Genomic DNA, 25,163 nt, shown 5'->3' on the forward strand with positions numbered 1-25,163 from the left:
GGGGACGATATGAAATTTGCGTTCGTTTTTCCCGGACAGGGTTCGCAATCGGTCGGCATGCTCAACGCGTTTGCCGATCACGCCATCGTGCGCGAGACGGTTCAGGAAGCCTCCGACGCGCTCAATCAGGACCTCGGCAAGCTGATCGCCGAAGGTCCCGCCGAAGATCTGAATCTCACCACCAACACGCAGCCGGTCATGCTCACCGCGGCCTACGCGATCTATCGCGCGTGGCAGCAGGCGGGCGGCCCGGCGCCGGCTATCGTCGCGGGTCATAGCCTCGGCGAATACACGGCGCTCGTCGCGGCCGGTGCGATCGCGTTTCGCGATGCCGTGCCGCTCGTGCGCTTTCGCGCGCAGGCCATGCAAACGGCAGTGCCTGTCGGCGAAGGCGGCATGGCCGCGATTCTCGGTCTCGACGACGACACGGTGCGCGCGGTGTGCGCGGAAGCGTCGGTTGCAGGCGTCGTCGAAGCGGTCAATTTCAATGCGCCGGCGCAAGTCGTGATCGCGGGGCACAAGGCTGCTGTCGAGAAAGCGTGCGAAGTGGCGAAAGCGAAGGGCGCGAAGCGCGCGTTGCCGCTGCCGGTGTCTGCGCCGTTCCACTCGTCGTTGCTCAAGCCCGCTTCGGATCAACTGCGCGAGTACCTGGCGAGCGTCGACGTGAAGGTGCCGTCGATCCCCGTCATCAACAATATCGACGTCGCGATCGTCAACGAGCCGGCGCAGATCAAAGACGCGCTGGTGCGTCAGGCGGCCGGTGCGGTGCGCTGGGTCGAGAGCGTGCAGGCAATGGCCGCGCAAGGCATCACGCACGTCGTCGAATGCGGGCCGGGCAAGGTCCTTGCGGGCCTGACCAAACGCATCGACGGCAATCTGGTCGGCGCTTCGGTGTTCGATCCGGCCTCGCTCGAGGAAACGCTCAAGCTCGTGACAGCAGGCTAAGCGCGACGCCGCACAGACGCGGCAACTCGTATCGGCAATCAATCAGCCCTGCGAAGGGCATTCGGATCGACAGATGGAAAAGAATCTCGACAAGCACATCGCAATCGTAACGGGCGCCTCGCGCGGCATCGGCCGCGCCATCGCCATGGAACTCGCGCGCCAGGGCGCCACCGTGATCGGCACGGCGACCAGCGAAAGCGGCGCCGCGGCGATCAGCGAAGCGTTCAATGCAGCCGGCGTGAGCGGTCGCGGCGCGGTGCTCGACGTGAACGACGCAGCGGCTGCGGAAGCGCTGATCGACGGCACGGTGAAGGAATTCGGCACGCTCAGCGTGCTCGTGAACAACGCCGGCATCACGCAGGATCAACTCGCCATGCGCATGAAAGACGACGACTGGGATGCGGTGATCGACACCAATCTGAAGTCGGTGTTCCGTCTGTCGCGCGCGGTGCTGCGTCCGATGATGAAGGCGAAGGGCGGGCGCATCATCAACATCACGTCGGTGGTCGGTTCGGCGGGCAACCCTGGGCAGATCAATTACGCCGCGGCGAAAGCAGGCGTGGCAGGTATGACGCGCGCGCTCGCACGCGAGATCGGCAGCCGCGGCATCACGGTGAATTGCGTGGCGCCTGGCTTCATCGATACCGACATGACGCGCACGTTGCCCGAAGAGCAGCAAACCGCGCTGAAAACGCAGATTCCGCTGGGCCGTCTCGGCAGCCCGGAAGACATCGCGCACGCTGTCGCATTCCTCGCGTCGCCGCAAGCCGGTTACATCACCGGCACGACGATGCATGTGAACGGCGGAATGTACATGTCGTAACCAAATTCGGTTACTATCCGCGCCTTGATGCGTTTGCGAATGCGTAAGGCGCATGCCTTGACAGCAACCTGATGCGCCGCTTTTTTGCCGGGTCAAACCTGATAAAATGCGCGCACCTGTATTTTTGAACTTCTTTCCCTTGGAGGGGTAATGGACAATATCGAACAGCGCGTCAAGAAGATCGTCGCAGAACAACTGGGCGTGGCCGAAGCTGAAATCAAGAACGAAGCTTCGTTCGTGAACGACCTCGGCGCCGACTCGCTGGACACGGTTGAACTCGTGATGGCCCTCGAAGACGAATTCGGCATGGAAATTCCGGATGAAGAAGCCGAGAAGATCACCACCGTTCAGCAAGCGATCGACTACGCTCGCGCAAACGTCAAGGCCTAAGGTCATTCGCGCCTGCGTTTCTGCGTTCGCGGCGCATGACGCCCTGCCGCGTCGGTTGCCGACGCTATCGGGGCTGGCGTGTTTTGCCACGCCGCTTGTCGCAAGAGTTGCCATGCAGGAGCCAGCGATGTTGACAGCGCAAGTTTCCGCGCGATTGCCGACTTAACAGCCACAGGGTACACAGGGCAGGTTCCTGTGGCCGCTGTGGCTTTTGCTTTTGTCATCTATGAAAAAGGGGTTACCGTGAGCCGCCGTCGTGTTGTTGTTACAGGCCTGGGGCTGATTTCGCCTGTTGGCAATAATGTTGCCGACGGCTGGGCCAATCTGGTCGCCGGCAAGTCGGGTATTGCCAATATCACGAAGTTCGACGCTACGAACTTCTCGACTCGTTTCGCCGGCGAGGTGAAGGGCTTCAATATCGAGGACTACATCCCCGGTAAGGAAGCGCGCCACATGGACACGTTCATCCATTACGGCGTGGCTGCCGGCATCCAGGCGATGCAGGACAGCGGCCTGGAAGTCACCGACGAGAATTCGGAGCGTATCGGCGTCGTGGTCGGCTCGGGCATCGGCGGTCTGCCGATGATCGAAGTCACGCAAACCGAATTGCTCAATCGCGGCCCGCGCCGCATTTCGCCGTTCTTCGTGCCGGCGTCGATCATCAACATGATCTCGGGTCATCTGTCGATCAAGTTCGGCATCAAGGGTCCGAATCTGGCGATCGTCACCGCGTGTACGACGGGTCTGCACTGTATCGGCGAGGCTTCGCGCCTGATCGAATACGGCGACGCCGACGTGATGATCGCGGGCGGCGCTGAATCGACCGTGTCGCCGCTCGGTATCGGCGGCTTCGCGGCGGCGCGCGCGCTGTCGCAGCGCAATGACGATCCGGCAACGGCGAGCCGTCCGTGGGACAAGGACCGCGACGGTTTCGTGCTCGGCGAAGGCGCCGGCGTGATGGTGCTGGAAGAGTACGAGCACGCGAAGGCGCGCGGCGCGAAGATCTACGCGGAAGTCGGCGGCTATGGGATGAGCGGCGACGCGTATCACATGACCGCACCGCTCGAAGACGGCGACGGCGCCCGTCGCTGCATGCTCGCGGCGATGAAGAACGCGGCCATCAACGCGGACCAGGTGAATTACCTGAACGCGCATGGCACGTCCACGCCGCTCGGCGATCTGGCTGAAACCACCGGCATCAAGCGCGCATTCGGCGACCACGCCAGGAACATCGTCGTGAATTCGACGAAGTCGATGACGGGTCACCTGCTCGGCGGCGCCGGCGGTCTCGAGTCCGTGTTCACTGTGCTCGCCGTGCATCATCAGGTGTCGCCGCCCACGATCAACATCTTCAACCAGGACCCCGAGTGCGACCTGGACTACTGCGCCAATACCGCGCGGGAGATGAAGATCGACGTCGCGCTGAAGAACTCGTTCGGGTTCGGCGGCACGAACGGCACGCTCGTGTTCAAACGCGCCTGACGCTCGTAGCCGGGTGACGCACCAGTCGACGGCGCCGGCCTCGCCGGCGCTTTGCCCTGAAACAACGGCTATGTCCGAAAGAGCGCCGCAGCGAATTGCGCTGCGGCGCTCTTTCGCGATGCGCGTTGCGTCGGCTGCTTTTGTAGCGACGGCGTCGGCGGCGGTTTATCGCTGCGTGTCGCCGTGGCTCGGCGCGTGGCAGGCGGTTCCGTTGACGCTTGCCGTGTTCGCGCTTCTCGCGCTTTGCGCGCTGAGGCACGACCGGGCGCAACCTGTGGCTCTGCAGATCGGCCGCGAGAATCTCACTGCGTGGGGGCGGGCCGGTATCCTGCTCGCACAAGGCCGCATAGCGGGCTGCGCGCACTGGGGCGACCGTTTGCTGGTGCTCATCCTGAAGCCGGACGAGGGTGGCCGGCAAACGCTGCTGGTTCCCGCCGACACCGTCCCGCCAGCGGTCTTTCGCGAGTTGGCGGTGCGCGCCCGGCGCCGCGCCGGCGCGTGACTGTTACGACTGTAACCGCTGTTACCGCGCGGCATGACCTCCGTAACGTGCCTCGCCGAGGGGGACGCTACAATGGTGCCCCCGTCATGCGCCCTCAAGTTAACGGATTTATCAGGTGAGCGAAAAAGAAATTGATCAGGTGCTGGTCGAGCGCGTCCAGAAGGGCGACAAGGCCGCGTTCGAGCTTCTGGTCTCCAAATACCACCGCAAGATTCTCCGGCTGATTTCGCGCCTCGTGCGCGATCCCGCCGAAGTCGAAGACGTTGCACAAGACGCTTTCATCAAGGCGTACCGGGCGTTGCCGCAATTTCGCGGGGAATCCGCGTTTTATACGTGGTTGTACCGGATTGCGGTCAACACCGCGAAGAACTACCTTGCGACCCAGGGCCGGCGCGCACCCACATCGACCGAAGCAGATGCTGAAGAAGCTGAAACTTTCTCGGACGCCGACCAACTAAGGGATATCAACACGCCTGAGTCGATGTTGATGAGCAAGCAGATCGCTGAGACGGTCAATGCTGCGATGGCGGTTTTACCGGAAGAGCTGCGTACCGCCATTACTCTTCGTGAAATTGAAGGTTTGAGCTACGAGGAAATCGCTGAGATGATGGGCTGCCCAATCGGCACCGTCAGATCGCGAATTTTCCGCGCTCGCGAAGCCATTGCGGCAAAATTGCGTCCGTTGCTTGACACACCCGAAGGCAAGCGCTGGTAAGTCACTAGCGCGCCGAACGGGGCTCGGGTGCAATATCTGGATTAGTGGTGTCACTACGGGGTTTTCGTAAGATGGGGAGCATCATGGGGTCGGTCTCGATGCAATCGCAAGCCAGTTCGCGCGGCGAGCGTCTGTCAGCTTTTGTCGACGGCGAGCTGTTCGGTGAAGAGCATCTGAATGTGGACAAGTTTGTGTCCGAGCTGGACGGCGAAGATCGCGCCGCATGGTCCAGCTATCACCTGATCGGCGACGCATTGCGTTCCGACGATCTGGCGGTCGGTTCTGCGGCTAGCAACGCGTTCCTGAGCGGATTCGCTACGCGCTTCGAAAGCGAGCCGCATCTGCTCGCGCCATCCGCTCAGCCGGTTACGCGCCGTCTGCTGGCGCTGCGTCGCCGGGTAGTGCCGGCTTTTGCAGTCGCTGCCGCGGCCGCCACGCTGACGTGGATCGTCGTGCCGCAACTGCAGGGCGTGCCGGGCGGCCCCGGCGCGACGCAGGTCGCCTCGGTGTCCTCGCATGGCGATGCGCTGCAAAAGGTCGCGATGGCGTCCGTGCCCTCGGCGAATGTGATGCCGGTCGCGCAAGACGCCAACATCATTCGCGACGCGAGTCTCGACCAGTATCTGGAAGCACATCAGCAATTCGCGCAGCAACCGGTCATGCCGGGTTCCATGCCGCTGATCCGCGCCGCCGCCGTTTCCACGCAAGGCCAATAGTTTGATGCAGACTCCGCGGTTCAATAAAACGACTATCTGGGGGCGGCTGCCGGCATTTCTCTTCTGCGCAGCCGTATTGTTGTCCGCGACACCGCGGGTCTTTGCACAAACCGACGATCCGCTCGTCGCCCGTCGCACGGCCGCCGATCTTCTCGATCGCATTCACCAGGCCGCGCAGCAGCAGAACTACGAGGGCGCGTTCGTTTATCAGCGCGGCAACTTCGTTCAAACGTCGCGCATCGCGCATTACGCGACCCGTGCCGACGGCGAATTCGAGCAGTTGGAAAGCCTCGACGGCAAGCCGCGCAAGATGCTGCGCCATAACGACGAGCTCTACACGTTCGTGCCGGAACGCCACTTGTGCGTCGTTGAAAAACGCCAGAACAAAGACTCGTTCCCCGCGTTGCTGGCTGTGAGCGGCGAACAGGTTCTGTCCGTGTATGAACCGAAACTGCTCGGCGACGATCGCGTTGCCGGCGTCGAAAGTCAGGTGATCGAACTCGATCCGAAAGACGCGTACCGCTTCGCTTACAAACTGTGGGCCGACAAGAAGACCGGCTTGCTGCTGCGCGCGCAGACGCTCGACCCGAACGGCCAGGTGCTCGAACAACTGTCGTTCTCCCAGATTCGCATCGGCGTGCCCGTCGACAAGACTGGCATTGTCAACGGCATTCGCAATACCGCCGGCTGGACCGTGGTGCGCCCGCCCATTGAACCGGTGGATATGGCCGCGCAAGGCTGGCAGTTCGGGGCCTCGGTGCCGGGTTTTCGCAAGATCCGCGAATTGCGTCGTCCGATGGCGGCGCGCGAGGCGGGCCAGCCGACCATTCCGGTCGATCAGGCTGTGTTCTCGGATGGTCTAGCCGCGGTCTCGGTCTTCATCGAGCCGGTTGAGAACAACACGCGCAAGGAAGGCGCGGGCAGCAGCGGCGCGACGCACGTGCTGGTGAAGCGGCGCGGCGATTTCTGGATTACCCTGCTCGGCGAAGTGCCCCAGGCCACGTTGCAGCAATTTGCCTCTGCCATAGAATACAAGGCTCCGAAGTAATTCTCCGACTCCTGAATCCCTCGGCTTCCTACGATATGACGACTTTCTCGGTGCGCAAATTCCTCGCGGCCGCGGTCGTGGCGGCATGTTTGCCGTTCGCACCGCACACGGCGTCGGCCGCTTCCGCCGCCAATCTGCCCGACTTCACCGACCTTGTCGACAAGGTCGGTCCGGCGGTCGTCAACATTCGCACGACCACGCGCGCGACGAGCAGCGGCCCGCGCGGCGCGTTGCCGCCGGGTATGGACGACGGCGACATGTCGGAGTTCTTCCGGCGCTTTTTCGGCATTCCGATGCCGCAGTCGCCGCAATCTCCAGGCGCGCCGCGCGGCGGCGATAACGGTGGCAGCGGCGGCAGTGGCGGAAGTGGCGGCGGTCAGGACACGCCCGACAGCAACGACCCCGAACAGAACAGCGGCGTCGGCTCGGGCTTTATCCTGTCGGCTGACGGCTACGTGATGACTAACGCGCACGTCATCGACGACGCGGACACCATCTACGTCACGCTGACCGACAAGCGCGAGTTCAAGGCGAAGCTCATCGGCGTGGACGATCGCACCGACGTCGCAGTCGTGAAGATCAGCGCCGCGAATCTGCCGACCATCACCATCGGCGATTCGAACAAGGTTCGCGTGGGCGAGTGGGTCGTCGCGATCGGTTCGCCGTTCGGCCTCGAAAACACGGTGACGGCCGGCATCGTCAGCGCGAAGGGGCGCGACACCGGCGACTATCTGCCGTTCATCCAGACCGACGTGGCCGTCAATCCGGGTAACTCGGGCGGACCGCTCATCAACATGCAGGGCGAGGTGATCGGCATCAACTCGCAGATCTACAGCCGCACCGGCGGTTTCATGGGCATTTCGTTCGCGATTCCGATCGACGAAGCGATGCGCGTCGCCGATCAGCTGAAGGCGTCGGGCAAGGTCGTGCGCGGCCGGATCGCCGTGGCAATCGGCGAAGTGACCAAAGACGTCGCCGATTCGCTCGGCTTGCCGAAGGCGCAGGGCGCGCTCGTCAGCAGTGTCGAGCCGGGCGGCCCAGCGGACAAGGCCGGTGTACAGCCGGGCGACATCATCCTGAAGTTCAACGGCCATTCGGTCGATACGGCGACTGACCTGCCGCGCATGGTCGGCGACACGAAGCCGGGCACGAAGGCCACCATCACCGTGTGGCGCAAGGGCCAGACGCGCGACCTGCCGGTGACCATCGCCGAAATGCAGCCGGACAAGACCGCCAAGGCCGACCAGAAGAAGCCGCAGCCGCCGAAGCAGCGCGCCACGAACGCCTTGGGCGTGGCCGTCAGCGACATTCCGGCCGATCAGTTGCGCGCGCTCAAACTGCGCAACGGCGTGCAGATCGACGCAGTGGACGGTCCCGCTGCGCGAGTCGGCTTGCAGAAGGGCGACATCATTTTGCGCGTCGGCGATACCGACATCACGAGCGCGAAGCAGTTCGACGAACTGAGCTCGCACCTGGATTCGCAAAAGATGGTCGCGCTGCTGGTTCGCCGCGGCGAGAACACGCAGTTCGTGCCGATTCGTCCGCGCGGCGTTCAGAAATGACGGAGAGGGCGCCGCTCACGCTCTACGGGCGCGCGTGGTGCCATCTGTGCGACGACATGCGCGCCGCGCTCGAGCCCTTGCTGGCCGAGTTCGGCGCGCAGGTCGAAGTTGTCGACGTCGACAGCGACCCGTTGCTCGAAGCCCGCTACAACGAACTTGTGCCGGTTTTGCTGTGCGACGGCGTCGAACTGTGTCACTACCATCTCGACGAATCGCGGGTGCGCGCTGCGCTCATGGCGCGCGCTAAGGCCGCATCGGCGGCCACACGTTGAGAGCGGCCGCGCTCTCGTCATCAGGCGCTGGCACGCGCTTTCAGCTCTGGCGGAGGTCGAATCGCGCGTGCTGCGCCGTTCGTCTCGCCGTCCCACCCTCGCAAGATCCGCCGGGCACCTGCCTTTTCGGCTAAAATAGACAGGTTTTTCACCTACTTACAAGGCGTGCTCCGCTATTGTCCGAGCGCGCCTTTTTTGCTTGATCGGCACTGAATGGATCATATTCGTAACTTCTCGATCATTGCGCACATCGACCACGGCAAGTCGACGCTTGCCGATCGCATCATCCAGATTTGCGGCGGCTTGTCCGACCGCGAGATGGAAGCCCAGGTGCTCGACTCGATGGACCTCGAGCGCGAGCGCGGCATCACCATCAAGGCGCAAACCGCGGCGCTGGCGTATCGCGCGCGCGACGGCAAGGTCTACAACCTCAACATGATCGACACGCCGGGCCACGTCGACTTCTCGTACGAAGTCAGCCGCTCGCTGTCCGCGTGCGAAGGCGCGCTGCTGGTCGTCGACGCGAGCCAGGGCGTCGAGGCGCAAACGGTCGCGAACTGCTACACGGCAATCGAACTCGGCGTCGACGTCATTCCGGTGCTCAACAAGATCGATTTGCCGGCCGCCAACCCCGAGAACGCGATCGCCGAAATCGAAGACGTAATCGGCATCGACGCAACGGACGCCGCGCATTGCAGCGCGAAGACCGGCCAGGGCGTCGAAGACGTGCTCGAAGCGCTGATCGCGAAAGTGCCGCCGCCGAAGGGCGATCCCGAAGCGGCGCTGCAGGCGTTGATCATCGACTCGTGGTTCGATAACTACGTCGGCGTCGTCATGCTGGTGCGTATCGTCAACGGCACGCTGCGTCCGAAAGACAGAATTCGCATGATGGCCACCGGCGCCCAATATCCGGTCGAGCATGTCGGCGTGTTCACGCCGAAGTCGAAGAATCTGGAATCGCTGTCGGCGGGGCAAGTGGGCTTCATCATCGCGGGCATCAAGGAATTGGCCGCGGCGAAAGTGGGCGATACGGTCACGCTGCTGAATCGTCCGGCAGCCGAGCCGCTGCCGGGCTTCAAGGAAGTGAAGCCGCAGGTGTTCGCCGGTCTCTATCCGGTCGAAGCAAACCAGTACGACGCGCTGCGCGACTCGCTCGAAAAGCTCAAGCTCAACGACGCGTCGCTGCAATACGAGCCGGAAGTTTCGCAAGCGCTTGGCTTCGGTTTCCGCTGCGGCTTCCTGGGGCTGCTGCATATGGAGATCGTGCAGGAACGTCTCGAGCGCGAGTTCGATATGGACCTGATCACCACGGCGCCCACGGTGGTCTACGAAGTCGTGCAGCGCGACGGCACGACCATCATGGTCGAGAATCCGGCCAAGATGCCGGAGCCGTCGAAGATCGAGGAAGTGCGCGAGCCGATCGTCACGGTGAATCTGTACATGCCGCAAGACTACGTCGGCCCGGTGATCACGTTGTGCACGCAAAAGCGCGGCACGCAGATCAACATGCAATATCACGGCCGCCAGGTGCAGCTGACCTACGAAATTCCGATGGGCGAAGTCGTGCTCGATTTCTTCGATCGCCTGAAGTCCATTTCGCGCGGCTATGCGTCGATGGATTACGAGTTCAAGGAATACCGCGCATCGGATGTCGTGAAGGTCGACATGCTGATCAACGGCGACAAGGTGGACGCGCTGTCGGTCATCGTGCACCGTTCGCAAAGCCAGTATCGCGGCCGCGAAGTCGCGGCGAAAATGCGCGAGCTTATTCCGCGGCAAATGTACGACGTGGCGGTTCAGGCCACCATCGGCTCGAACATCATCGCGCGTGAAAACATTAAAGCGTTGCGTAAGAACGTGCTGGCAAAATGCTACGGCGGCGACATTTCTCGTAAAAAGAAGCTGCTGGAAAAGCAGAAGGCAGGCAAGAAGCGAATGAAGCAAGTGGGGTCCGTCGAGATTCCGCAAGAGGCTTTCCTCGCCATCCTGCGTGTCGAAGACAAATAAGACGAACAACGGAACCCTATGAATTTTGCGCTGATTCTTTTTGTGCTCGTCGTTTTGACGGGCGTCGCATGGGTCGCAGACAAACTGGTGTTTATGCCGCAACGGCGGCGCGCGGCAGATGCCGTGGTCGCCGAGTTCGACCGTCAGCAGGAACGCGTGGGCGAGCGTTTCGCCGACGAAAACGCCGCTCAAACGCGCGCGCGTCTGCGTGACGACAAGCTGCGCCAGCCCTGGTGGCTCGAGTATTCGGCGAGCTTTTTCCCCGTCATTCTGGTGGTTTTCGTGGTGCGCTCGTTCGTTGTCGAGCCGTTCAAGATTCCGTCCGGTTCGATGGTGCCGACGCTGCTGGTGGGCGATTTCATCCTCGTCAATAAATTCGATTACGGCCTGCGTCTGCCGATCGTCAATACGAAAATCACCGAAGGCCGTCCGCTTCAGCGCGGCGACGTGGTCGTGTTCCGCTACCCGAAAGACGAGTCGGTCGACTACATCAAGCGCGTGATCGGCTTGCCCGGCGACACCGTTGCCTATCAGGACAAGCAGCTGACCATCAACGGCAAGCCGGTGCCCGAAACGCCGCTGCCCGATTATCTCGACGAAGAGCGTCTCGGCTATGCGAAGCAGTTCGAAGAAAATCTCGACGGCCGCAAGAACGCGATTCTGAACAATCCCGCGGTGCCGCCGTTTATCGTCGGTGCCGAAGATTATCCGTATCGCGATAACTGCAGCTACAACGCGCGCGGCGTGATCTGCAAGGTGCCGCCGGGCAATTACTTCATGATGGGCGATAACCGCGATAACAGTGCGGACAGCCGCTATTGGGGCTTCGCGCCGGACAAGAATATCGTCGGCCGCGCGTTTTTCATCTGGATGAACTTCAGCAATCTCAAGCGCATTGGTTCGTTCCAGTGAGCGATCACGCGCGATCCCTGTAAGTGGCAACGTGCTATCACGCCACTTTAAGAAAGTCCGGTAACGTCGCTTCACCACGCTTTTTCCGCTGGCCGTACCGCGTTTTCGCCCGGTACGGCGCCCGCGTTATACTCTGCCCATGCCCTCATCTCCGTTGGAAAGCCGTCTGCGCTATGAATTTCGCAATGCGGAATTGTTGCGCCAGGCTTTAACGCACCGCAGTCACAGTTCCACGCATAACGAACGGCTCGAATTTCTTGGCGACTCCGTTCTGAATTGCGCGGTGGCTGCGCTTTTGTTCCAACGTTTCGGCAAGCTAGACGAAGGCGATTTGTCGCGCGTCCGTGCAAATCTGGTCAAGCAGCAATCGCTGTACGAAATCGCTCAGGCCCTGAATATTTCCGAAGGTCTTCGCCTCGGCGAGGGCGAACTGCGCAGCGGCGGCTTCCGTCGGCCGTCGATTCTCGCCGATACGCTCGAAGCCGTGCTGGGCGCGGTGTTCCTCGACGGCGGCTTTGACGCCGCGCAGACGGTCATCAAACGTCTTTACGTGCCGATTCTCGATCATATCGACCCGCGCACGCTCGGCAAGGACGCCAAGACGCTCCTTCAGGAATATCTGCAGGGACACAAGATTGCGTTGCCGACGTACACCGTCGTCGCCACGCATGGTGCGGCGCACAACCAGCAGTTCGAAGTCGAATGCACCGTGCCGAAGCTGGACGTGAAGGTGTCCGGCTCGGGCGCGAGCCGCCGCGCGGCAGAGCAAGCCGCGGCGAAGAAGGCGCTCGACGAAGTCATGGCCGCGGCGCCGGCTGTCGTCTCCAAGTCGAAGCGGTCGAAGGGCGCGCGCGCGGCGAAAAAGGCCGAGGCTGAGATTGTGCCGGGCGTGACTGGCGTGCAGGCAGCGCTGGATTTGCGCAGTCCCGACCGCAAGAACGAACGCGCGGCAGCGCGCGGCGAAATGCGGACGGCGCCGGCCGCTGAACCGATACCGGAACGCACGGCGATCGCGGTGGCGGCCGTCGCTGCGCCGCTCGCGGTGATTCGCGCCGCGCATGTCGAGTACAGCGCGCCGGAGAAGCTGGAGCGCGCGGACAGGGTCGAAAGGGGCGAAAAGGCGGATAAAGCCGACAAGCTAGACAAGCCCGCCGCCGAACCGAAGATGGCCGAAGCGAAGCCCGCCGAAGCCAGGCCCACCGACCCAAAACCCGCCGAACCCGCCGCCCGCACAACCGACAAGCCGCACCGCACTCGCGACGCCGCGGCTAGTGCGGCGGCCAGTGCAGCGACCAATGCGGCGGCCAGCTCCGCATCGCCCGCAACGAACGCGGCGGCGCCCACCGAACACGAACCCGGCGTAGCCGACGCGGTACAAACGCGCGTCGCCGACGCGGGCCATTGATTGCCTTGGCGCGCGACTTCCGCGCGTCCCCGAACCTGCCGTAGCCCGAATATGAACGCTCCCACTCCCACTGGTTTTCGCTGCGGCATGGTCGCGATCGTCGGCCGTCCGAACGTCGGCAAATCGACGCTGATGAACGCGCTGGTCGGCCAGAAAGTCAGCATCACGTCGCGCAAGGCGCAGACTACGCGCCATCGCATCACCGGCATTCACACGCTCGAAGACGTCCAGTACATTTTCGTCGACACGCCCGGCTTTCAGACCAAGCACAGCGGCGCGCTGAACCGTTCGCTGAACCGCGCGGTGACGTCCACGCTGACTTCCGTCGATGCGATCCTGTTCGTGATCGAAGCCGGCCGTTTCGGCCCGGACGACCAGAAGGTGCTCGACCTGATTCCGCCGTCGGTGCCCACGCTGCTGATCGCGAACAAGCTCGATCGCGTGTCGGATAAAGATTCGCTGTTCCCGTTCATGCAGCAGATGAGCGCGCTGCGTCCGTTCAACGAGATCGTGCCGCTGTCGGCCAAGAACCCCGACGACATCAAGCGTCTGATGGCGACCATCAAACCGTATCTGCCGGAAGGCGCGCCGATTTACGGCGAAGACGATCTCACCGATCGCAGCGAACGCTTTCTGGCGGCCGAAATCCTGCGTGAAAAAGTGTTTCGCTGGACCGGCGACGAACTGCCGTACACAAGCACCGTGCTGATCGACAAGTTCGAAACCGAAGGGCGCCTACGCCGTATTTTCGCGACGATTCTCGTCGAACGCGATACGCACAAGGCAATGATCATCGGCCAGAAAGGCGCGAAGCTGAAGCAGATCAGCACCGAGGCGCGCCTCGACATGGAAAGACTGTTCGACGGCCCGATATATCTCGAAACCTTCATCAAGGTGAAGAGCGGCTGGGCCGACAACGAAGCAGGACTTCGTGCGTATGGGTACGAATGACGCGTGGGTCACGCTGAATTCCGGCACCGACCCGGACGACTCCGAGTCGGCCGAGCCGTCGCGCGGCCGCTCGAAATCCGTTCGCTCTAGGCGCCAAACTTCCACCAGAAAGACCTCCAGCGCCGATGCCGGCGCTGCCGGCGACGAGCCGCGCAAGACGCCGGCTCGCAAGTCGTCGCGCTCGGGCTCCGCTTCCGAATACCGGATCGCCGAGCAGCCCGCATTCGTTCTGCACAGCTATCCGTATCGCGAGACGAGTCTGATCATCGACGTGTTGTCGCGCGATCATGGCCGCCTCGCGCTCGTCGCGAAGGGCGCGAAGCGTCCGCACTCGGCGTTGCGCGGCGTGTTGCAGACGTTCCAGCCGCTCGCGCTGTCGTGGTCGGGCAAGTCGGAAGTGCGCACGCTGACCGGCGCCGAATGGGTCGGCGGCATGTTGCCTTTGACGGGCGACGCGCTGCTGTGCGGCTTCTACGTGAACGAGCTGCTCGTGAAGTTCTGCGCACGCGAAGATCCGCATCCGCAACTGTTCCATCACTACGTCGTCACGATGACGCGCCTCGCGCATGACGAGCCGCCCGTGCAGGTGCTGCGCTCGTTCGAGCGCGTGCTTTTGCGCGAGACCGGTTACGCGATGTCGCTCGATCGGACGGTCACGCGCAAAGCGGTCGATGCCGGCAAACGCTACGTGTTCGACCCCGAGCGCGGCGTGCGCGAAGCCTCCGACGACTTGCCCGCTCAATGGCCCGTGGTCGCGGGCCAAACCTTGCTCGATATGGAACAGGACGATTACCATCGAGCGCAGACCGTGGCGCAAAGCAAAACGCTGATGCGCTTTCTGCTCAATACTTACCTTGGCGGCACGCCGCTCGCGACGCGCCAGATCCTGATCGACTTGCAGAACTTATGAGCTTCTTTCTAACGTCGCCGAATGTGATCGATCTCGGCGTGAATATCGATCACGTCGCCACGCTGCGCAACGCGCGCGGCACGTCGTACCCCGACCCGATCCGCGCCGCGTTGATGGCGGAGGAGGCCGGCGCCGACGCCATCACGCTGCATCTGCGCGAGGACCGCCGCCATATCGTCGACGCCGACGTGCGCGCGCTGCGTCCGCTGCTGAAGACGCGGATGAATCTGGAATGCGCGGTCACGCAGGAAATGCTCGACATCGCTTGCGACGTGCAGCCGCACGACGTCTGCCTCGTGCCGGAAAAGCGCCAGGAGCTGACGACCGAAGGCGGGCTCGACGTGGCCGGCCAGTTCGAGGCCGTGCGCGCCGCGTGCAGGCAGCTTGCGGACGCGAACTCGCGCGTGTCGCTCTTCATCGATCCTGACGAGACGCAGATTCGCGCGGCGCACGAAGCGGGCGCGCCGGTGATCGAGCTGCATACCGGCCGCTACGCCGAAGCGCACGATCCCGCAGAACAGCAGCGCGAATACGAGCGCGTGGTCCGCGCGGTCGAGTTCGGCGCGACGCTCGGCATCAAGGTCAATGCCGGCCACGGCCTGCACTACACGAACGTCCAGCAGATCGCGGCGATCGACGGCATCGTCGAACTGAACATCGGTCATGCGATCGTCGCGCACGCGATCTTCGCGGGCTGGGACAACGCGGTGCGCGAGATGAAGGCGATCATGGTCGCCGCGCGTCTCGGCGCACGCGCCTGATGCCGTCGCCGGGACGGTCGCGCCTATGACGATCTACGGTATCGGCACGGACATCGTGCAAGTGAGCCGCGTCGCCGCGGTGATGACGCGCACCAACGGCCGCTTTGCCGAGAAGGTGCTCGGCCCCGACGAACTGCGCGTCTATCACGCACGCAATGCGCGGTCGGCGGCGCGCGGGCTCGCGTTTCTGGCCACGCGCTTCTCGGCGAAGGAAGCCTTCTCGAAGGCGATTGGCCTCGGCATGCACTGGCCGATGACATGGCGCGCGCTGCAAACGCTCAACAAGCCGAGCGGTGAGCCGATGGTGGTCGCATCGGGCGAACTCGCCGAATGGCTCGAGGCGCGCGGCATCACCGCGCGCGTGACGATCAGCGACGAGCGCGATTACGCGGTGTCGTTTGTGATCGCCGAAAGCGCTGAGCCGTCATCCCGCGTTGAATAGACACCACTCCGAATGCGGCCGAAACGGCCGCGTCTGTCCTTGCACGCAATCTTCCAACGGAATTCGATGAAAACCATTCCCGGACCGGTGATGCTCGACGTCGTCGGCAAAACGCTGAACGACGACGACAAGCGCCGCCTTGCTCACCCGATGACCGGCGGCGTGATCCTGTTCGCGCGCCACTACGAGAGCCGCGCGCAACTCATCGCGCTGACCGATTCGATCCGTGCGATTCGCGACGATCTGCTGATCGCGGTCGATCACGAAGGCGGCCGCGTGCAACGTTTTCGCACCGACGGTTTCACCGTGCTTCCGGCGATGGGCAAGCTCGGCGCGCTGTGGGACAGCGACGTTCTGCACGCCACCAAGGTCACGACCGCGGTCGGCTATATCCTCGCTTCCGAGCTGCGCGCGTGCGGCATCGACATGAGCTTCACGCCGGTGCTCGATCTGAACTACGGGCAGTCGCAGGTGATCGGCGATCGCGCGTTTCATAGCGACCCGCGCGTGGTGACGCTGCTTGCGAAAAGCCTCAACCACGGTCTCGCGCTGGCCGGCATGAGCAACTGCGGCAAGCATTTTCCGGGGCACGGTTTTGCGCATGCCGATTCGCACGTCGCGATGCCCGTCGACGATCGTTCGCTCGACGAAATTCTGCGCGACGACGTCGCGCCGTACGATTGGCTCGGTTTGTCGCTGGGCTCGGTGATTCCTGCGCACGTCGTCTATCCGCAAGTCGACTCGAAGCCGGCGGGTTTTTCGCGCGTGTGGCTGCAGGAGATTCTGCGCGGCAAGCTGCGCTTCGAAGGCGCGATCTTCAGCGACGACCTGTCGATGGAAGCCGCGCGGCAAGGCGGCACGCTCACCGAAGGCGCGACCGCGGCGCTGCAGGCCGGCTGCGACATGGTGCTGATCTGCAATCAGCCGGAACAGGCCGAAAAGGTGCTGGACGAGTTGCGCTTCACGCCGTCGAAGGAATCGCAGCAGCGGCTTAAGCGCATGCGCCCGCGCGGCAAGGCGCTCAAGTGGAGCAAGCTGGTCGCGCAGCCGCAGTATCTGCAAGCGCAGACGTTGCTGCGCAGCGCGTTCGCCTGAGCGGCGAGCGGAGGCAACAAGAAAACGGCGCCTTGCGAATAAGGCGCCGTTTTTCATTGCACGTTCGCGCGCGAAGCGCGCTGTGTGTCAGTTCAGCCGCATCCGCTGCAGCTTGTTATAGAGCGTCTTGGGACTGATACCGAGCAGCGACGCCGCCCGATGACGCGTGCCGCCGACCGCATCGAGCGTCGCGCGAATCAGCATCTCTTCGACATCGGCGAGCGGCGTGCCGACCGTGACCTGCACGCGGCTGCCGTTCAGATCGCGGCCGTTGACGGAGCCCGCTTCGTCGGCGCGCAGCGATTCGAGCACATCGCCCGACGCGAGATAGGCGCGCCGCACGCGGTCCTCCAGCTCACGCACGTTGCCCGGCCATTCGTAGCTCAGACATTCGCGCAGGAAATTCGGCCCGACCTGTTTCGCGACATCCGACGCGCCGCGCGCAGCGGCGTCCTGATTCAGTTCGTCGACGATGGCCTGCGCGATCAGCGCCGGGTCCTCGCCGCGCTCGCGCAACGGCGGCAGCGTCACGGCGGCGGCTTCGAGGCGCAGCGCGAGATCTTCGTGCAGGCTGCCGTCGGCGACCGCGGCGCGCGGCGCCTTGCGCGTCGACGCGATCAGGCGGAAATCGGTCACCACCTGGCTCGTTCCGCCGACGCGCATGAAGGTCTGCGAATCGAGCGCGCGCAGCAGCGCCTCCTGCTGGGCGCGCGGCAACTCCGCGATTTCGTCGATGAAAAGCGTTCCGCCGCTCGCCTGCTCGAAGAGACCAGGCTCGCGCTGCTCCGCGCCGCTGAACGCGCCGCGTTCGTGGCCGAACAGAATGCTGTCCAGCGAACGGAGCGCCGCCGTGCCGCCCGCGCTGCGGCAGTCGAGCGTCACGAAAGGACCTTTGCGGCGCCGGCTCATGTCGTGCATCGTGCGCGCGGCGACCTGCTTGCCGGTGCCGGCTTCGCCCGAAATCAGCACGGCCGCTTCCGTCGGCGCGATATGTTCGATGGTGTCGTAGACGTGCTGCATCGCGCCGCTGCGGCCGAGCATCGAGCCGAAGCGGCCCAGTTGGCGCAGCGACGTACGCAGCGTCTGAACTTCCTCGGTCAGCTCGTACGGCCGCGGAATGCGCGCGAGCAGACTGCGCAGCCGCGGAATGTTGACGGGCTTCAGCAGATAGTCCCAGATGCCGTGCCGCAAGCCCTCGATCGCGCTTTCGACGGTCGCGTTGCCCGTCATGACGATGACCGGCAACGCGCCGCCTGGCGGATGCGCGGGCAGATGCTGCAACAGGTCGAGCCCGCTGCCGTCCGGGAGATTCAGGTCGACCAGCACGACATCGGGGATGAAGCGTGTGAGCGCGGCCCGTGCCTCGGCGATGGTCGTCGCCGTGTCGACGGAAAAGCCGTCGGCAGCAAGAATGGCGGACAGACCAGACAGGCTATTGGGATCGTCTTCAACAATCAGGGCGTGTGGCATGGCGAGCGCAACTTTTTAAATGAATGGAATATCCGTTGCCGCGCTGCAATTGCTGCGCGTGGCGGGGGCACGATGGCTGGCCGGTACTGTCGGTCGGATGCGTCGCCACGCGCGCAGCCTCAGCCGAGGAGGCGTAGCAGCGGCCTTCCAGTCGGCATGAGCACGGTATCCGGCGCGCAGGGCGCCGGGCGAAGCGGACGGCGAGTCGACTCACGTAGTTCGGGTCCTTTGCTGTAGCAAAAGGGCGGTGCGCGACGCACCGATGCACGTCGCGCTGCCCCCGGTCCAAATCCGCCGGCATCCTTGCGGCCACGGCGTGGCCGGCAAGGGCGCCGGTATTTACGTCGGTTCTGCTGTCAAAAATCGCGGTTGCTGTCGAAAAAGCGGCGCACTTCGCGCTCGGCGTCTTCGCGGCTCTTGCCGTAGCGTTCCTGGATCAGCCCGGCGAGACGGTCGGCGCGGCCTTCGGCCTGCGTCAATTCGTCGTCGGTGAGCTCGCCCCACGCCGCCTTGGCTTTGCCAACGAGCTGCTTCCACTTGCCTTCAGCGATGTCGTTGTTCATCTCGCATCTCCGGTCGACAAACATAAGGTAAGTGCTGACTAGCATGACTTGTGCCAATGCGCTTTGATTCGCTAGATCAAGGGCTTACATCGTCGCGGGCGGCAAGATCGGGCAACGCGACCGGCAATTTGGACAAAATTGCCGGTAAAGTTTTCCTCAACGATACTCGGCGGCACAAAAAAGAAAAAGCGCCCATTTGGGCGCTTTCGTATTTTTTCTCAGCGCGCGATGCGTTGCGCTGGGATCAGGTTGCCGGCGTTTAGGCGCGGCTGCGGTACTCGTGCGTGCGCGTGTCGATTTCGATCTTGTCGCCGATGTTGCAGAAAAGCGGCACTTGCAGTTCGAAACCGGTGTTCAGCTTAGCGTTCTTGAGCACCTTGCCCGACGACGTATCGCCCTTGACAGCCGGTTCCGTGTAGATGATTTCGCGAACCAGCGTGGTCGGCAGTTCGACCGAGATGGCCTTCTCGTTGTAGAACACGACTTCGCAAGCCATGCCGTCTTCGAGGTAGTTCATCGCGTCGCCCATCATTTCGGCTTCGACTTCATACTGGTTGTAGTCGGCGTCCATGAACACGTACATCGGGTCGGCGAAGTACGAGTACGTCACTTCCTTGCGCTCCAGCACGACGACGTCGAACTTGTCGTCTGCCTTGTAGACGCTTTCCATGCCTGCGCCGGTCAGCAGATTCTTGAACTTCATCTTGACGACGGCGGAGTTGCGGCCCGATTTGTTGTACTCGGCCTTTTGCACGACCATTGCGTCTGTGCCGATCATCACGACGTTGCCGGTGCGGAGTTCCTGTGCGGTCTTCATAAAACTGTCCTGTACGAAATTAATAGCTTCAACTTGTGCTCAACGGCATACGGCGCAAGCGGCTTCGACGTTTCCTGCGCGTTGCGCCGCGCCGCGACGAGGCGGCATGACGGGAGGCGATGCACGAAGCGTGGTTGGCTTGCCGCGGGATTCACGAGTGGCGCCGCTCGGCAGCATGGTCCTGACGCGGGTTATTCCGACTCTGCCTCGCCTTTGCGACCGTTTTAGGTCGGAAAAGAGCTCGGACGAAACCGGAAACACCAGGATTTTTTGCTGCGATCGGACCGCGCTTGCGTCGTCGGCCGTTGGATAACCGCTTATTTTAACTGAGTTTTTGTGAACAAGGCGAGATTTCCGGCGAGGTCGCCGACTTGCGCCAGCTCGCCGGCCCATTCGAGCGCGCGCCGCCGCAGCGCCGGGTAGTGGCGGCGCAGCGCTGCCCAGTCGGGCGCGCCGGCGCCGTTCCATGCATGCCAGAAGCCGGCGAGCGCAGCGGCGGCATCGGCGGGAAGCGTGCGGGCGTAGTGCGCGAGCGCGGCGTCGAGTTTCGGCAGATGGGCGTCGTCGGCTTGCGGGTAGATGTGCCAGACAAAGGGCTTCGCGGCCCATTGCGCGCGCACGAACGAATCTTCGCCACGCACGAAGTTGACGTCGCTTGCCCACAGCAGCGCGTCGTATCCGGATTGTTCGGTGAATGCGAGGCCGTGCGTGTTCAGCGCGCGGCGTTCTGCGTGCGCGCCCGCGCCGAACGAAGCCAGCCCGAAAAAGCGCGCCAGCGCGCCGGAAATGCGGCCCTCCGGCGCGAGCAGCACGATCGGCTCGTCGCCGTCGCGCCATTGTTCGAGCAGACTGTCGACGGCGGGATTTTCGTAGGCGAACAGCGAGACGACCGTGGCGCCGACCGGCAGCGCGCGGCCGACGGTTTTCGTCCACCACGCGTCGCGCGCAGCGGGCGACGCTTCGAACGCGGCGCGCGCTGCCTCCAGATGGTTCTCCTTCAGCACGCCGCCGGTGCCCGGCCCGAGTCCCGGAAAGAAGAACGTCTTGACGAGCGGATAGCGAGGATGCGGCGACGGCCGCAGATGAAAATCCGCGACCCAGTCTTCGGCGCTCAGATATTCGAGGTTGATCCACACGGGCGCGCGCTCGCGCTGCGCCATCGCCGCCACGTAGACGGGCGGCAGCTCGCAGGCAAATGCTTCGATGACGACGTCGGCGATTTCGAGCGTATCGCCCGCGTGCGCGGGCGTGTGCCAATGCTCGACGACGATCCCGTCCACCGTCTGCCGCGCGCGATCCAGCGCGAGCGACGGGCACAGTCTCTGGAACGCATGCAGATCGTCGACGAAGACGCGCACCTGCCAGCCGTGTTCGCTCGCGAGTTGCCGCGCGAGGCGCCAGCACACGCCGATGTCGCCGAAATTGTCGATCACCGCGCAGAAAATATCGCAGGCGATCGCTACGGGCGTCGCTGCGGGCGATTCGATAGACGAGCCGGCAGACGGGCCGGCAAGCGGCGCAGTGGAGGACATCGCAGGGCTCCGGCGGACGCGGAATGTTCTAAACTGGCGATTCTAAAGCACTCGCACGAAGAAGCACCCGTCGGATTTTCTTGCGCCGGCGCTCATGCGGCGCGCGGCCCACGGCGCGCCGCTTCGCAAGACAGTTCCACCAGCCGATCCTGCATGACCGAACCCGAAGCAAGCATCGAATTCGAGCCCAAGAAAGTGCTCGCCCAGTTGCCGCATCTGCCAGGCGTCTATCGCTATTACGATACGCACGGCGCCGTGCTGTACGTCGGCAAGGCGCGCGACCTGAAAAAGCGCGTGTCGAGCTATTTCACGAAGACGCAACTGTCGCCGCGCATCGCGATGATGGTGACGCGCATCGCGCGCATTGAGACGACCGTGACGCGCTCCGAGGCCGAGGCGCTGCTGCTCGAAAACAATCTGATCAAGGCGCTCGCGCCGCGCTACAACATTCTGTTTCGCGACGACAAGTCGTATCCGTATCTGAAGCTGACCGGTCACAAGTTTCCGCGCATGGCGTATTACCGAGGCTCGGTGGATCGCAAGAACCAGTACTTCGGGCCGTTTCCGAGCGCGTGGGCCGTGCGCGAGAGCATCCAGATCCTGCAGCGCGTGTTCCAGTTGCGCACCTGCGAGGACTCCGTCTTCAACAACCGCACGCGGCCGTGTCTGCTGCATCAGATCGGCCGCTGCACGGCGCCGTGCGTCGGCAACATCAACGAAGAAGACTATGCACGCGACGTCGCCAACGCGTCGCGCTTTCTGCTCGGCCGCCAGGGCGAAGTGATGAAGGAGCTCGAGCAGAAGATGCATGCGTTCGCGAGCGAGCTGAAGTTCGAGCAGGCCGCGGCGGTGCGCAACCAGATGAGTTCGCTGTCGACGGTGCTGCATCAGCAGGCGATCGAGGTCGGCAGCGACAGCGACGTCGATATTCTCGCCGTGGTCGCGCTGGGCGGGCGCGTCTGCGTGAATCTCGCGATGGTGCGCGGCGGCCGGCATCTCGGCGACAAGGCGTATTTCCCTGCGCACGTCGAAAGTGCGCTGACCGCGGACGAGGGCGGGCTGGAAGACGCAGGCGATGAGGGCGCGCTTACTGAGGTTGCGTTGGATGCGGGGTCGTCGGTTGAAGAGAGCGCGGGCAACGAGGCCGGGTCCCTCGATGCGGACGCGCTCGCAATCGCACAGGAGTTGCCGCCTGAAGAAGACGAGGCGGGCGAAGCCGACGCCAACGCCGACATACAAGCCGATTCCGCCGCCACCCAGGAGCCCGCGAAACAACCCAAACCTCGCGCCGCAGCCGGCATCGAATCCGAAGTGCTCGAGGCGTTCATCGCGCAGCATTATCTCGGCAACCGCGTGCCGCCGGTCCTCGTGGTCAGCCACGCGCCGGCCACGCGCGAACTCGTCGACGTATTGATCGAGCAGGCCGGACATAAAGTCACCGTGCTGCGTCAGCCGCAAGGCCAACGACGCGCGTGGCTCGCGATGGCCGAGCAGAACGCGCGGCTCGCGCTCGCGCGGCTCCTGTCGGAGCAGGGCTCGCAGCAGGCCCGCACGCGCGCGCTCATCGACACGCTCGGCATGGAGTGCGACGACCTCGCGCATGTGCGCATCGAGTGCTTTGACATCAGCCATACGATGGGCGAGGCGACGCAGGCGTCGTGCGTCGTCTATCACCATCACAAGATGCAGTCGTCGGAATATCGCCGCTACAACATCACTGGCATCACGCCCGGCGACGACTACGCGGCGATGCGCCAGGTTCTCACGCGCCGCTACGAGAAGATGGTCGAGCAGGCCGCCGCGAATGCCGTCGACGAAGCCACCGACTTGCAAAGCGACGCCGCCGACAATCCGCCGTTGACGCAGCAAGCCGGCGAACCGGTCGCGTCGGGCGGAATCTTGCCGAGCATCGTGTTGATCGACGGCGGCAAGGGCCAGGTCGAAATCGCGCGGCAGGTGTTCGCGGAGCTGGGGCTGGACACCGGCATGCTGGTCGGCGTCGCGAAGGGCGAGGGGCGCAAGGTCGGCCTCGAAACCCTGATTTTCGCCGACGGCCGCGCGCCGCTCGAACTCGGCAAGGAAAGCGCGGCACTGATGCTGGTCGCGCAGATCCGCGACGAAGCGCACCGCTTCGCCATCACAGGAATGCGCGCGAAGCGCGGCAAGACGCGCCAGACGTCGCGGCTCGAAGAACTCGAAGGCGTGGGCGCGAAACGGCGTCAGCGGCTGCTGGCGCGCTTTGGAGGATTGCGCGGCGTGGTCGCGGCGAGCGTCGAGGACCTGGCGAGCGTCGAGGGCATTTCGCAGGCGCTCGCCGAGCAGATCTACCGGCAATTGCACTGATTCGCTGCGCGCGCTGGATGGCGTCGTTCGACTGGAAAGTGGCTACGAAGTGGCTACGAAGTGGCTACGTCTTGCGAAACGCGCGCGGACGCCGCCCGCGAGCCTGGCGCCGATTCCCGGCGCCGACGCCTCGCTTCCGGGCCGCTTTGCTTGTGGCAGGCACGGTGACACGGCACAATTGCAACTCTCCCGTCAGACGCTGCGCCTGCCCATGCCGTTCAATTTCCCGATTTTCCTGACCTGGCTGCGGATCGTTCTGATTCCGCTCGTCGTCGGCGTGTTTTATTTGCCCGACATGATGATGAGCCCCGCGCACCGCAATCTCGCGGCGGCGACCATCTTCGTGCTGGCCGCGCTGACCGACTGGTTCGACGGCTACCTCGCGCGCAAGTGGAATCAGACGTCGGCGTTTGGCGCGTTTCTCGATCCGGTCGCCGACAAGCTGATGGTGACCGCCGCGTTGCTCGTGCTCGTGCAGCTCGCGCGAATCGACTCGGCGATTGCGCTCGTGATCGTCGGGCGGGAGATCGCCATTTCGGCGCTGCGCGAATGGATGGCGCAGATCGGCGCGTCGAAGAGCGTCGCCGTGAATTCGCTCGGCAAGTTCAAGACCGCTTGCCAGATGGTCGCGATTCCGATGCTGCTGTTCAACGGCGTGTTGCCGTTCGGCGGCGGCGTGGCGATCGACACGCGCACGTGGGGTCTGTGGCTCATCTATCTCGCGGCCTTCCTGACCATCTGGTCGATGCTCTATTACATGAAGCTCGCGTGGCCGCAAATTCGCGAGCGGGGCGGGGCCGTCTGAGTGCGTTCGCTCGCTTGCATGTCGGTCGCATGTCGGTCGCATGCCGGCGACAGACGGAGAGACACGGCCACGTCGTGAGTGAAATCTGTTCAGTTAAAGAGATTCGCTAAAGGGGTTGACACGTTTCGGTCGTTTCTCCATAATCTCGTTTCTCCGATGCACGCGGTTTCAAACATCGGGTGCAGTAGAGCGTGGTACGCAGCAGTAAGCAGTCAATACGCGGGAGTAGCTCAGTTGGTAGAGCGCAACCTTGCCAAGGTTGAGGTCGCGAGTTCGAGCCTCGTCTCCCGCTCCAGATTTTTGAAGCAGCGCGTTGTAGGTTTGGCGAATTAAGTTTTGCGAAGTAAGAATGCAAGGCGTTGCGAAGCAGTGCAATGCGGGAGTAGCTCAGTTGGTAGAGCGCAACCTTGCCAAGGTTGAGGTCGCGAGTTCGAGCCTCGTCTCCCGCTCCATACATCAGGGGAAGCAACGCTTCCCTTTTTGTTTGGTGGACTTGAAGCTTGTCCACGAGACAAATCAGCGAATCTGCAGCTAGATTCCGATCCGCTTGCGGCGCGATAGCAAAGCGGTTATGCAGCGGCCTGCAAAGCCGTTTAGGCCGGTTCGACTCCGGCTCGCGCCTCCAGTAGTTGAAGTGCAGAAAAGCCCCGCCATGTCGGGGCTTTTCTTTTTGCGCGTTCACAATCTCTTTGCCT

25 protein-coding genes and 3 tRNA genes are annotated in these 25,163 nt (G+C 63.4%); 24 read left to right on the forward strand and 4 right to left on the reverse strand.

Annotation, left to right across the window (positions count from 1 at the left end):
- The first annotated feature begins 9 nt into the window (after positions 1–9).
- From fabD to nagZ, 18 genes are all read left to right on the forward strand, one after another.
- A complete protein-coding gene (gene fabD / locus C8K18_RS00930; protein WP_107706442.1) occupies positions 10–945 on the forward strand; it encodes an ACP S-malonyltransferase in 936 nt (311 codons plus the stop codon).
- A gap of 73 nt (positions 946–1,018) precedes the next feature.
- The gene (gene fabG / locus C8K18_RS00935) at positions 1,019–1,768 is read left to right on the forward strand and encodes a 3-oxoacyl-ACP reductase FabG (RefSeq protein WP_006051936.1); all 750 of its coding nucleotides are present in this window, start codon (positions 1,019–1,021) and stop codon (positions 1,766–1,768) included.
- A 150-nt stretch (positions 1,769–1,918) separates the two neighbouring features.
- The gene (gene acpP / locus C8K18_RS00940) at positions 1,919–2,158 is read left to right on the forward strand and encodes an acyl carrier protein (RefSeq protein WP_004197638.1); all 240 of its coding nucleotides are present in this window, start codon (positions 1,919–1,921) and stop codon (positions 2,156–2,158) included.
- A gap of 243 nt (positions 2,159–2,401) precedes the next feature.
- Positions 2,402–3,640: a beta-ketoacyl-ACP synthase II gene (gene fabF, locus C8K18_RS00945; protein WP_029967791.1), complete on the forward strand. Its 1,239-nt coding sequence runs from the start codon at positions 2,402–2,404 to the stop codon at positions 3,638–3,640.
- A gap of 118 nt (positions 3,641–3,758) precedes the next feature.
- Complete coding sequence (locus C8K18_RS00950; protein WP_006051938.1) at positions 3,759–4,142, forward strand: protein YgfX; 384 nt, start codon at positions 3,759–3,761, stop codon at positions 4,140–4,142.
- Positions 4,143–4,257: 115 nt separating this feature from the next.
- Complete coding sequence (rpoE, locus tag C8K18_RS00955; RefSeq protein ID WP_006051939.1) at positions 4,258–4,857, forward strand: RNA polymerase sigma factor RpoE; 600 nt, start codon at positions 4,258–4,260, stop codon at positions 4,855–4,857.
- Positions 4,858–4,940: 83 nt separating this feature from the next.
- The gene (locus tag C8K18_RS00960; protein ID WP_107706787.1) at positions 4,941–5,573 is read left to right on the forward strand and encodes a sigma-E factor negative regulatory protein; all 633 of its coding nucleotides are present in this window, start codon (positions 4,941–4,943) and stop codon (positions 5,571–5,573) included.
- A 4-nt stretch (positions 5,574–5,577) separates the two neighbouring features.
- Complete coding sequence (locus C8K18_RS00965) at positions 5,578–6,621, forward strand: MucB/RseB C-terminal domain-containing protein (protein WP_006051941.1); 1,044 nt, start codon at positions 5,578–5,580, stop codon at positions 6,619–6,621.
- 35 nt (positions 6,622–6,656) lie between these two features.
- The gene (locus tag C8K18_RS00970; RefSeq protein ID WP_107706443.1) at positions 6,657–8,183 is read left to right on the forward strand and encodes a DegQ family serine endoprotease; all 1,527 of its coding nucleotides are present in this window, start codon (positions 6,657–6,659) and stop codon (positions 8,181–8,183) included.
- Positions 8,180–8,455 (forward strand): glutaredoxin family protein, encoded by a 276-nt coding sequence (locus C8K18_RS00975; RefSeq protein WP_029967786.1) that lies wholly within the window; start codon positions 8,180–8,182, stop codon positions 8,453–8,455. The genes C8K18_RS00970 and C8K18_RS00975 overlap by 4 nt, the downstream gene beginning before the upstream one ends.
- A 213-nt stretch (positions 8,456–8,668) precedes the next feature.
- Positions 8,669–10,462, forward strand: a complete 1,794-nt coding sequence (gene lepA / locus C8K18_RS00980; RefSeq protein WP_107706444.1) for a translation elongation factor 4 — start codon at positions 8,669–8,671, stop codon at positions 10,460–10,462.
- A gap of 18 nt (positions 10,463–10,480) precedes the next feature.
- Complete coding sequence (lepB, locus tag C8K18_RS00985; RefSeq protein ID WP_029967785.1) at positions 10,481–11,374, forward strand: signal peptidase I; 894 nt, start codon at positions 10,481–10,483, stop codon at positions 11,372–11,374.
- Positions 11,375–11,513: 139 nt separating this feature from the next.
- A complete protein-coding gene (gene rnc, locus C8K18_RS00990) occupies positions 11,514–12,779 on the forward strand; it encodes a ribonuclease III (RefSeq protein ID WP_082367021.1) in 1,266 nt (421 codons plus the stop codon).
- A 51-nt stretch (positions 12,780–12,830) separates the two neighbouring features.
- Positions 12,831–13,730: a GTPase Era gene (gene era / locus C8K18_RS00995; RefSeq protein WP_029967782.1), complete on the forward strand. Its 900-nt coding sequence runs from the start codon at positions 12,831–12,833 to the stop codon at positions 13,728–13,730.
- Complete coding sequence (gene recO / locus C8K18_RS01000) at positions 13,717–14,640, forward strand: DNA repair protein RecO (protein ID WP_107706445.1); 924 nt, start codon at positions 13,717–13,719, stop codon at positions 14,638–14,640. Before era ends, recO begins: the two co-directional genes overlap by 14 nt.
- Positions 14,637–15,401 (forward strand): pyridoxine 5'-phosphate synthase, encoded by a 765-nt coding sequence (pdxJ, locus tag C8K18_RS01005; RefSeq protein WP_006051949.1) that lies wholly within the window; start codon positions 14,637–14,639, stop codon positions 15,399–15,401. The genes recO and pdxJ overlap by 4 nt, the downstream gene beginning before the upstream one ends.
- Before the next feature lie 25 nt (positions 15,402–15,426).
- Positions 15,427–15,843, forward strand: a complete 417-nt coding sequence (gene acpS, locus C8K18_RS01010) for a holo-ACP synthase (RefSeq protein ID WP_053858551.1) — start codon at positions 15,427–15,429, stop codon at positions 15,841–15,843.
- Between the two features lie 66 nt (positions 15,844–15,909).
- A complete protein-coding gene (nagZ, locus tag C8K18_RS01015; RefSeq protein WP_107706446.1) occupies positions 15,910–16,938 on the forward strand; it encodes a beta-N-acetylhexosaminidase in 1,029 nt (342 codons plus the stop codon).
- A gap of 87 nt (positions 16,939–17,025) precedes the next feature.
- Here nagZ and C8K18_RS01020 read toward each other — a convergent pair whose 3' ends face one another.
- Entirely contained in the window at positions 17,026–18,408 is a 1,383-nt protein-coding gene (locus tag C8K18_RS01020) for a sigma-54 dependent transcriptional regulator (protein ID WP_006051952.1), read from the reverse strand.
- Positions 18,409–18,764: 356 nt separating this feature from the next.
- Positions 18,765–18,971: a CsbD family protein gene (locus C8K18_RS01025; RefSeq protein ID WP_029967776.1), complete on the reverse strand. Its 207-nt coding sequence runs from the start codon at positions 18,969–18,971 to the stop codon at positions 18,765–18,767.
- A gap of 56 nt (positions 18,972–19,027) precedes the next feature.
- On the opposite strand from C8K18_RS01025, the gene C8K18_RS01030 reads away from it, so the two are divergent.
- Positions 19,028–19,234, forward strand: coding sequence for a hypothetical protein (locus tag C8K18_RS01030; protein WP_107706447.1), 207 nt, complete (start codon positions 19,028–19,030; stop codon positions 19,232–19,234).
- Here the strand turns inward: C8K18_RS01030 and efp are convergent.
- Both efp and earP read right to left on the reverse strand, forming a co-directional pair.
- On the reverse strand, positions 19,231–19,788 hold the full coding sequence (gene efp / locus C8K18_RS01035) for an elongation factor P (protein WP_006051954.1): 558 nt from the start codon (positions 19,786–19,788) through the stop codon (positions 19,231–19,233). The genes C8K18_RS01030 and efp overlap by 4 nt on opposite strands.
- A 317-nt stretch (positions 19,789–20,105) precedes the next feature.
- On the reverse strand, positions 20,106–21,320 hold the full coding sequence (gene earP / locus C8K18_RS01040; RefSeq protein ID WP_181324791.1) for an elongation factor P maturation arginine rhamnosyltransferase EarP: 1,215 nt from the start codon (positions 21,318–21,320) through the stop codon (positions 20,106–20,108).
- Between the two features lie 153 nt (positions 21,321–21,473).
- Between earP and uvrC the strand changes: the two genes are divergently transcribed.
- The 5 genes from uvrC (at position 21,474) to C8K18_RS01065 (ending at position 25,093) form a co-directional block, all read left to right on the forward strand.
- Positions 21,474–23,663 carry an excinuclease ABC subunit UvrC gene (uvrC, locus tag C8K18_RS01045; protein ID WP_107706448.1) on the forward strand — a complete coding sequence of 730 codons (2,190 nt, stop codon included), beginning with the start codon at positions 21,474–21,476 and terminating at the stop codon, positions 23,661–23,663.
- A gap of 211 nt (positions 23,664–23,874) precedes the next feature.
- Complete coding sequence (pgsA, locus tag C8K18_RS01050) at positions 23,875–24,468, forward strand: CDP-diacylglycerol--glycerol-3-phosphate 3-phosphatidyltransferase (RefSeq protein ID WP_029967771.1); 594 nt, start codon at positions 23,875–23,877, stop codon at positions 24,466–24,468.
- A 219-nt stretch (positions 24,469–24,687) separates the two neighbouring features.
- Positions 24,688–24,763: transfer RNA gene (locus C8K18_RS01055), tRNA-Gly, on the forward strand.
- Between the two features lie 81 nt (positions 24,764–24,844).
- Positions 24,845–24,920: transfer RNA gene (locus tag C8K18_RS01060), tRNA-Gly, on the forward strand.
- 99 nt (positions 24,921–25,019) lie between these two features.
- Positions 25,020–25,093 (forward strand) — tRNA-Cys (locus C8K18_RS01065).
- Positions 25,094–25,163: the final 70 nt, after the last annotated feature.

The organism is Paraburkholderia sp. GV068 (assembly GCF_003058125.1).
Taxonomy (GTDB): domain Bacteria; phylum Pseudomonadota; class Gammaproteobacteria; order Burkholderiales; family Burkholderiaceae; genus Paraburkholderia; species Paraburkholderia graminis.

Coding starts and splice junctions, on each gene's coding strand:
- earP (WP_181324791.1), bottom strand. CDS start 21,320: ATGTCCTCCACTGCGCCGCTTGCCGGCCCGTCTGCCGGCTCGTCTATC.
- C8K18_RS00965 (WP_006051941.1), top strand. CDS start 5,578: ATGCAGACTCCGCGGTTCAATAAAACGACTATCTGGGGGCGGCTGCCG.
- fabG (WP_006051936.1), top strand. CDS start 1,019: ATGGAAAAGAATCTCGACAAGCACATCGCAATCGTAACGGGCGCCTCG.
- C8K18_RS01020 (WP_006051952.1), bottom strand. CDS start 18,408: ATGCCACACGCCCTGATTGTTGAAGACGATCCCAATAGCCTGTCTGGT.
- era (WP_029967782.1), top strand. CDS start 12,831: ATGAACGCTCCCACTCCCACTGGTTTTCGCTGCGGCATGGTCGCGATC.
- acpS (WP_053858551.1), top strand. CDS start 15,427: ATGACGATCTACGGTATCGGCACGGACATCGTGCAAGTGAGCCGCGTC.
- lepB (WP_029967785.1), top strand. CDS start 10,481: ATGAATTTTGCGCTGATTCTTTTTGTGCTCGTCGTTTTGACGGGCGTC.
- lepA (WP_107706444.1), top strand. CDS start 8,669: ATGGATCATATTCGTAACTTCTCGATCATTGCGCACATCGACCACGGC.
- C8K18_RS01025 (WP_029967776.1), bottom strand. CDS start 18,971: ATGAACAACGACATCGCTGAAGGCAAGTGGAAGCAGCTCGTTGGCAAA.
- pgsA (WP_029967771.1), top strand. CDS start 23,875: ATGCCGTTCAATTTCCCGATTTTCCTGACCTGGCTGCGGATCGTTCTG.
- pdxJ (WP_006051949.1), top strand. CDS start 14,637: ATGAGCTTCTTTCTAACGTCGCCGAATGTGATCGATCTCGGCGTGAAT.
- recO (WP_107706445.1), top strand. CDS start 13,717: ATGGGTACGAATGACGCGTGGGTCACGCTGAATTCCGGCACCGACCCG.
- acpP (WP_004197638.1), top strand. CDS start 1,919: ATGGACAATATCGAACAGCGCGTCAAGAAGATCGTCGCAGAACAACTG.
- rnc (WP_082367021.1), top strand. CDS start 11,514: ATGCCCTCATCTCCGTTGGAAAGCCGTCTGCGCTATGAATTTCGCAAT.
- C8K18_RS00950 (WP_006051938.1), top strand. CDS start 3,759: ATGCGCGTTGCGTCGGCTGCTTTTGTAGCGACGGCGTCGGCGGCGGTT.
- C8K18_RS00975 (WP_029967786.1), top strand. CDS start 8,180: ATGACGGAGAGGGCGCCGCTCACGCTCTACGGGCGCGCGTGGTGCCAT.
- uvrC (WP_107706448.1), top strand. CDS start 21,474: ATGACCGAACCCGAAGCAAGCATCGAATTCGAGCCCAAGAAAGTGCTC.
- C8K18_RS01030 (WP_107706447.1), top strand. CDS start 19,028: ATGCGCTTTGATTCGCTAGATCAAGGGCTTACATCGTCGCGGGCGGCA.
- nagZ (WP_107706446.1), top strand. CDS start 15,910: ATGAAAACCATTCCCGGACCGGTGATGCTCGACGTCGTCGGCAAAACG.
- C8K18_RS00970 (WP_107706443.1), top strand. CDS start 6,657: ATGACGACTTTCTCGGTGCGCAAATTCCTCGCGGCCGCGGTCGTGGCG.
- fabD (WP_107706442.1), top strand. CDS start 10: ATGAAATTTGCGTTCGTTTTTCCCGGACAGGGTTCGCAATCGGTCGGC.
- C8K18_RS00960 (WP_107706787.1), top strand. CDS start 4,941: ATGGGGTCGGTCTCGATGCAATCGCAAGCCAGTTCGCGCGGCGAGCGT.
- efp (WP_006051954.1), bottom strand. CDS start 19,788: ATGAAGACCGCACAGGAACTCCGCACCGGCAACGTCGTGATGATCGGC.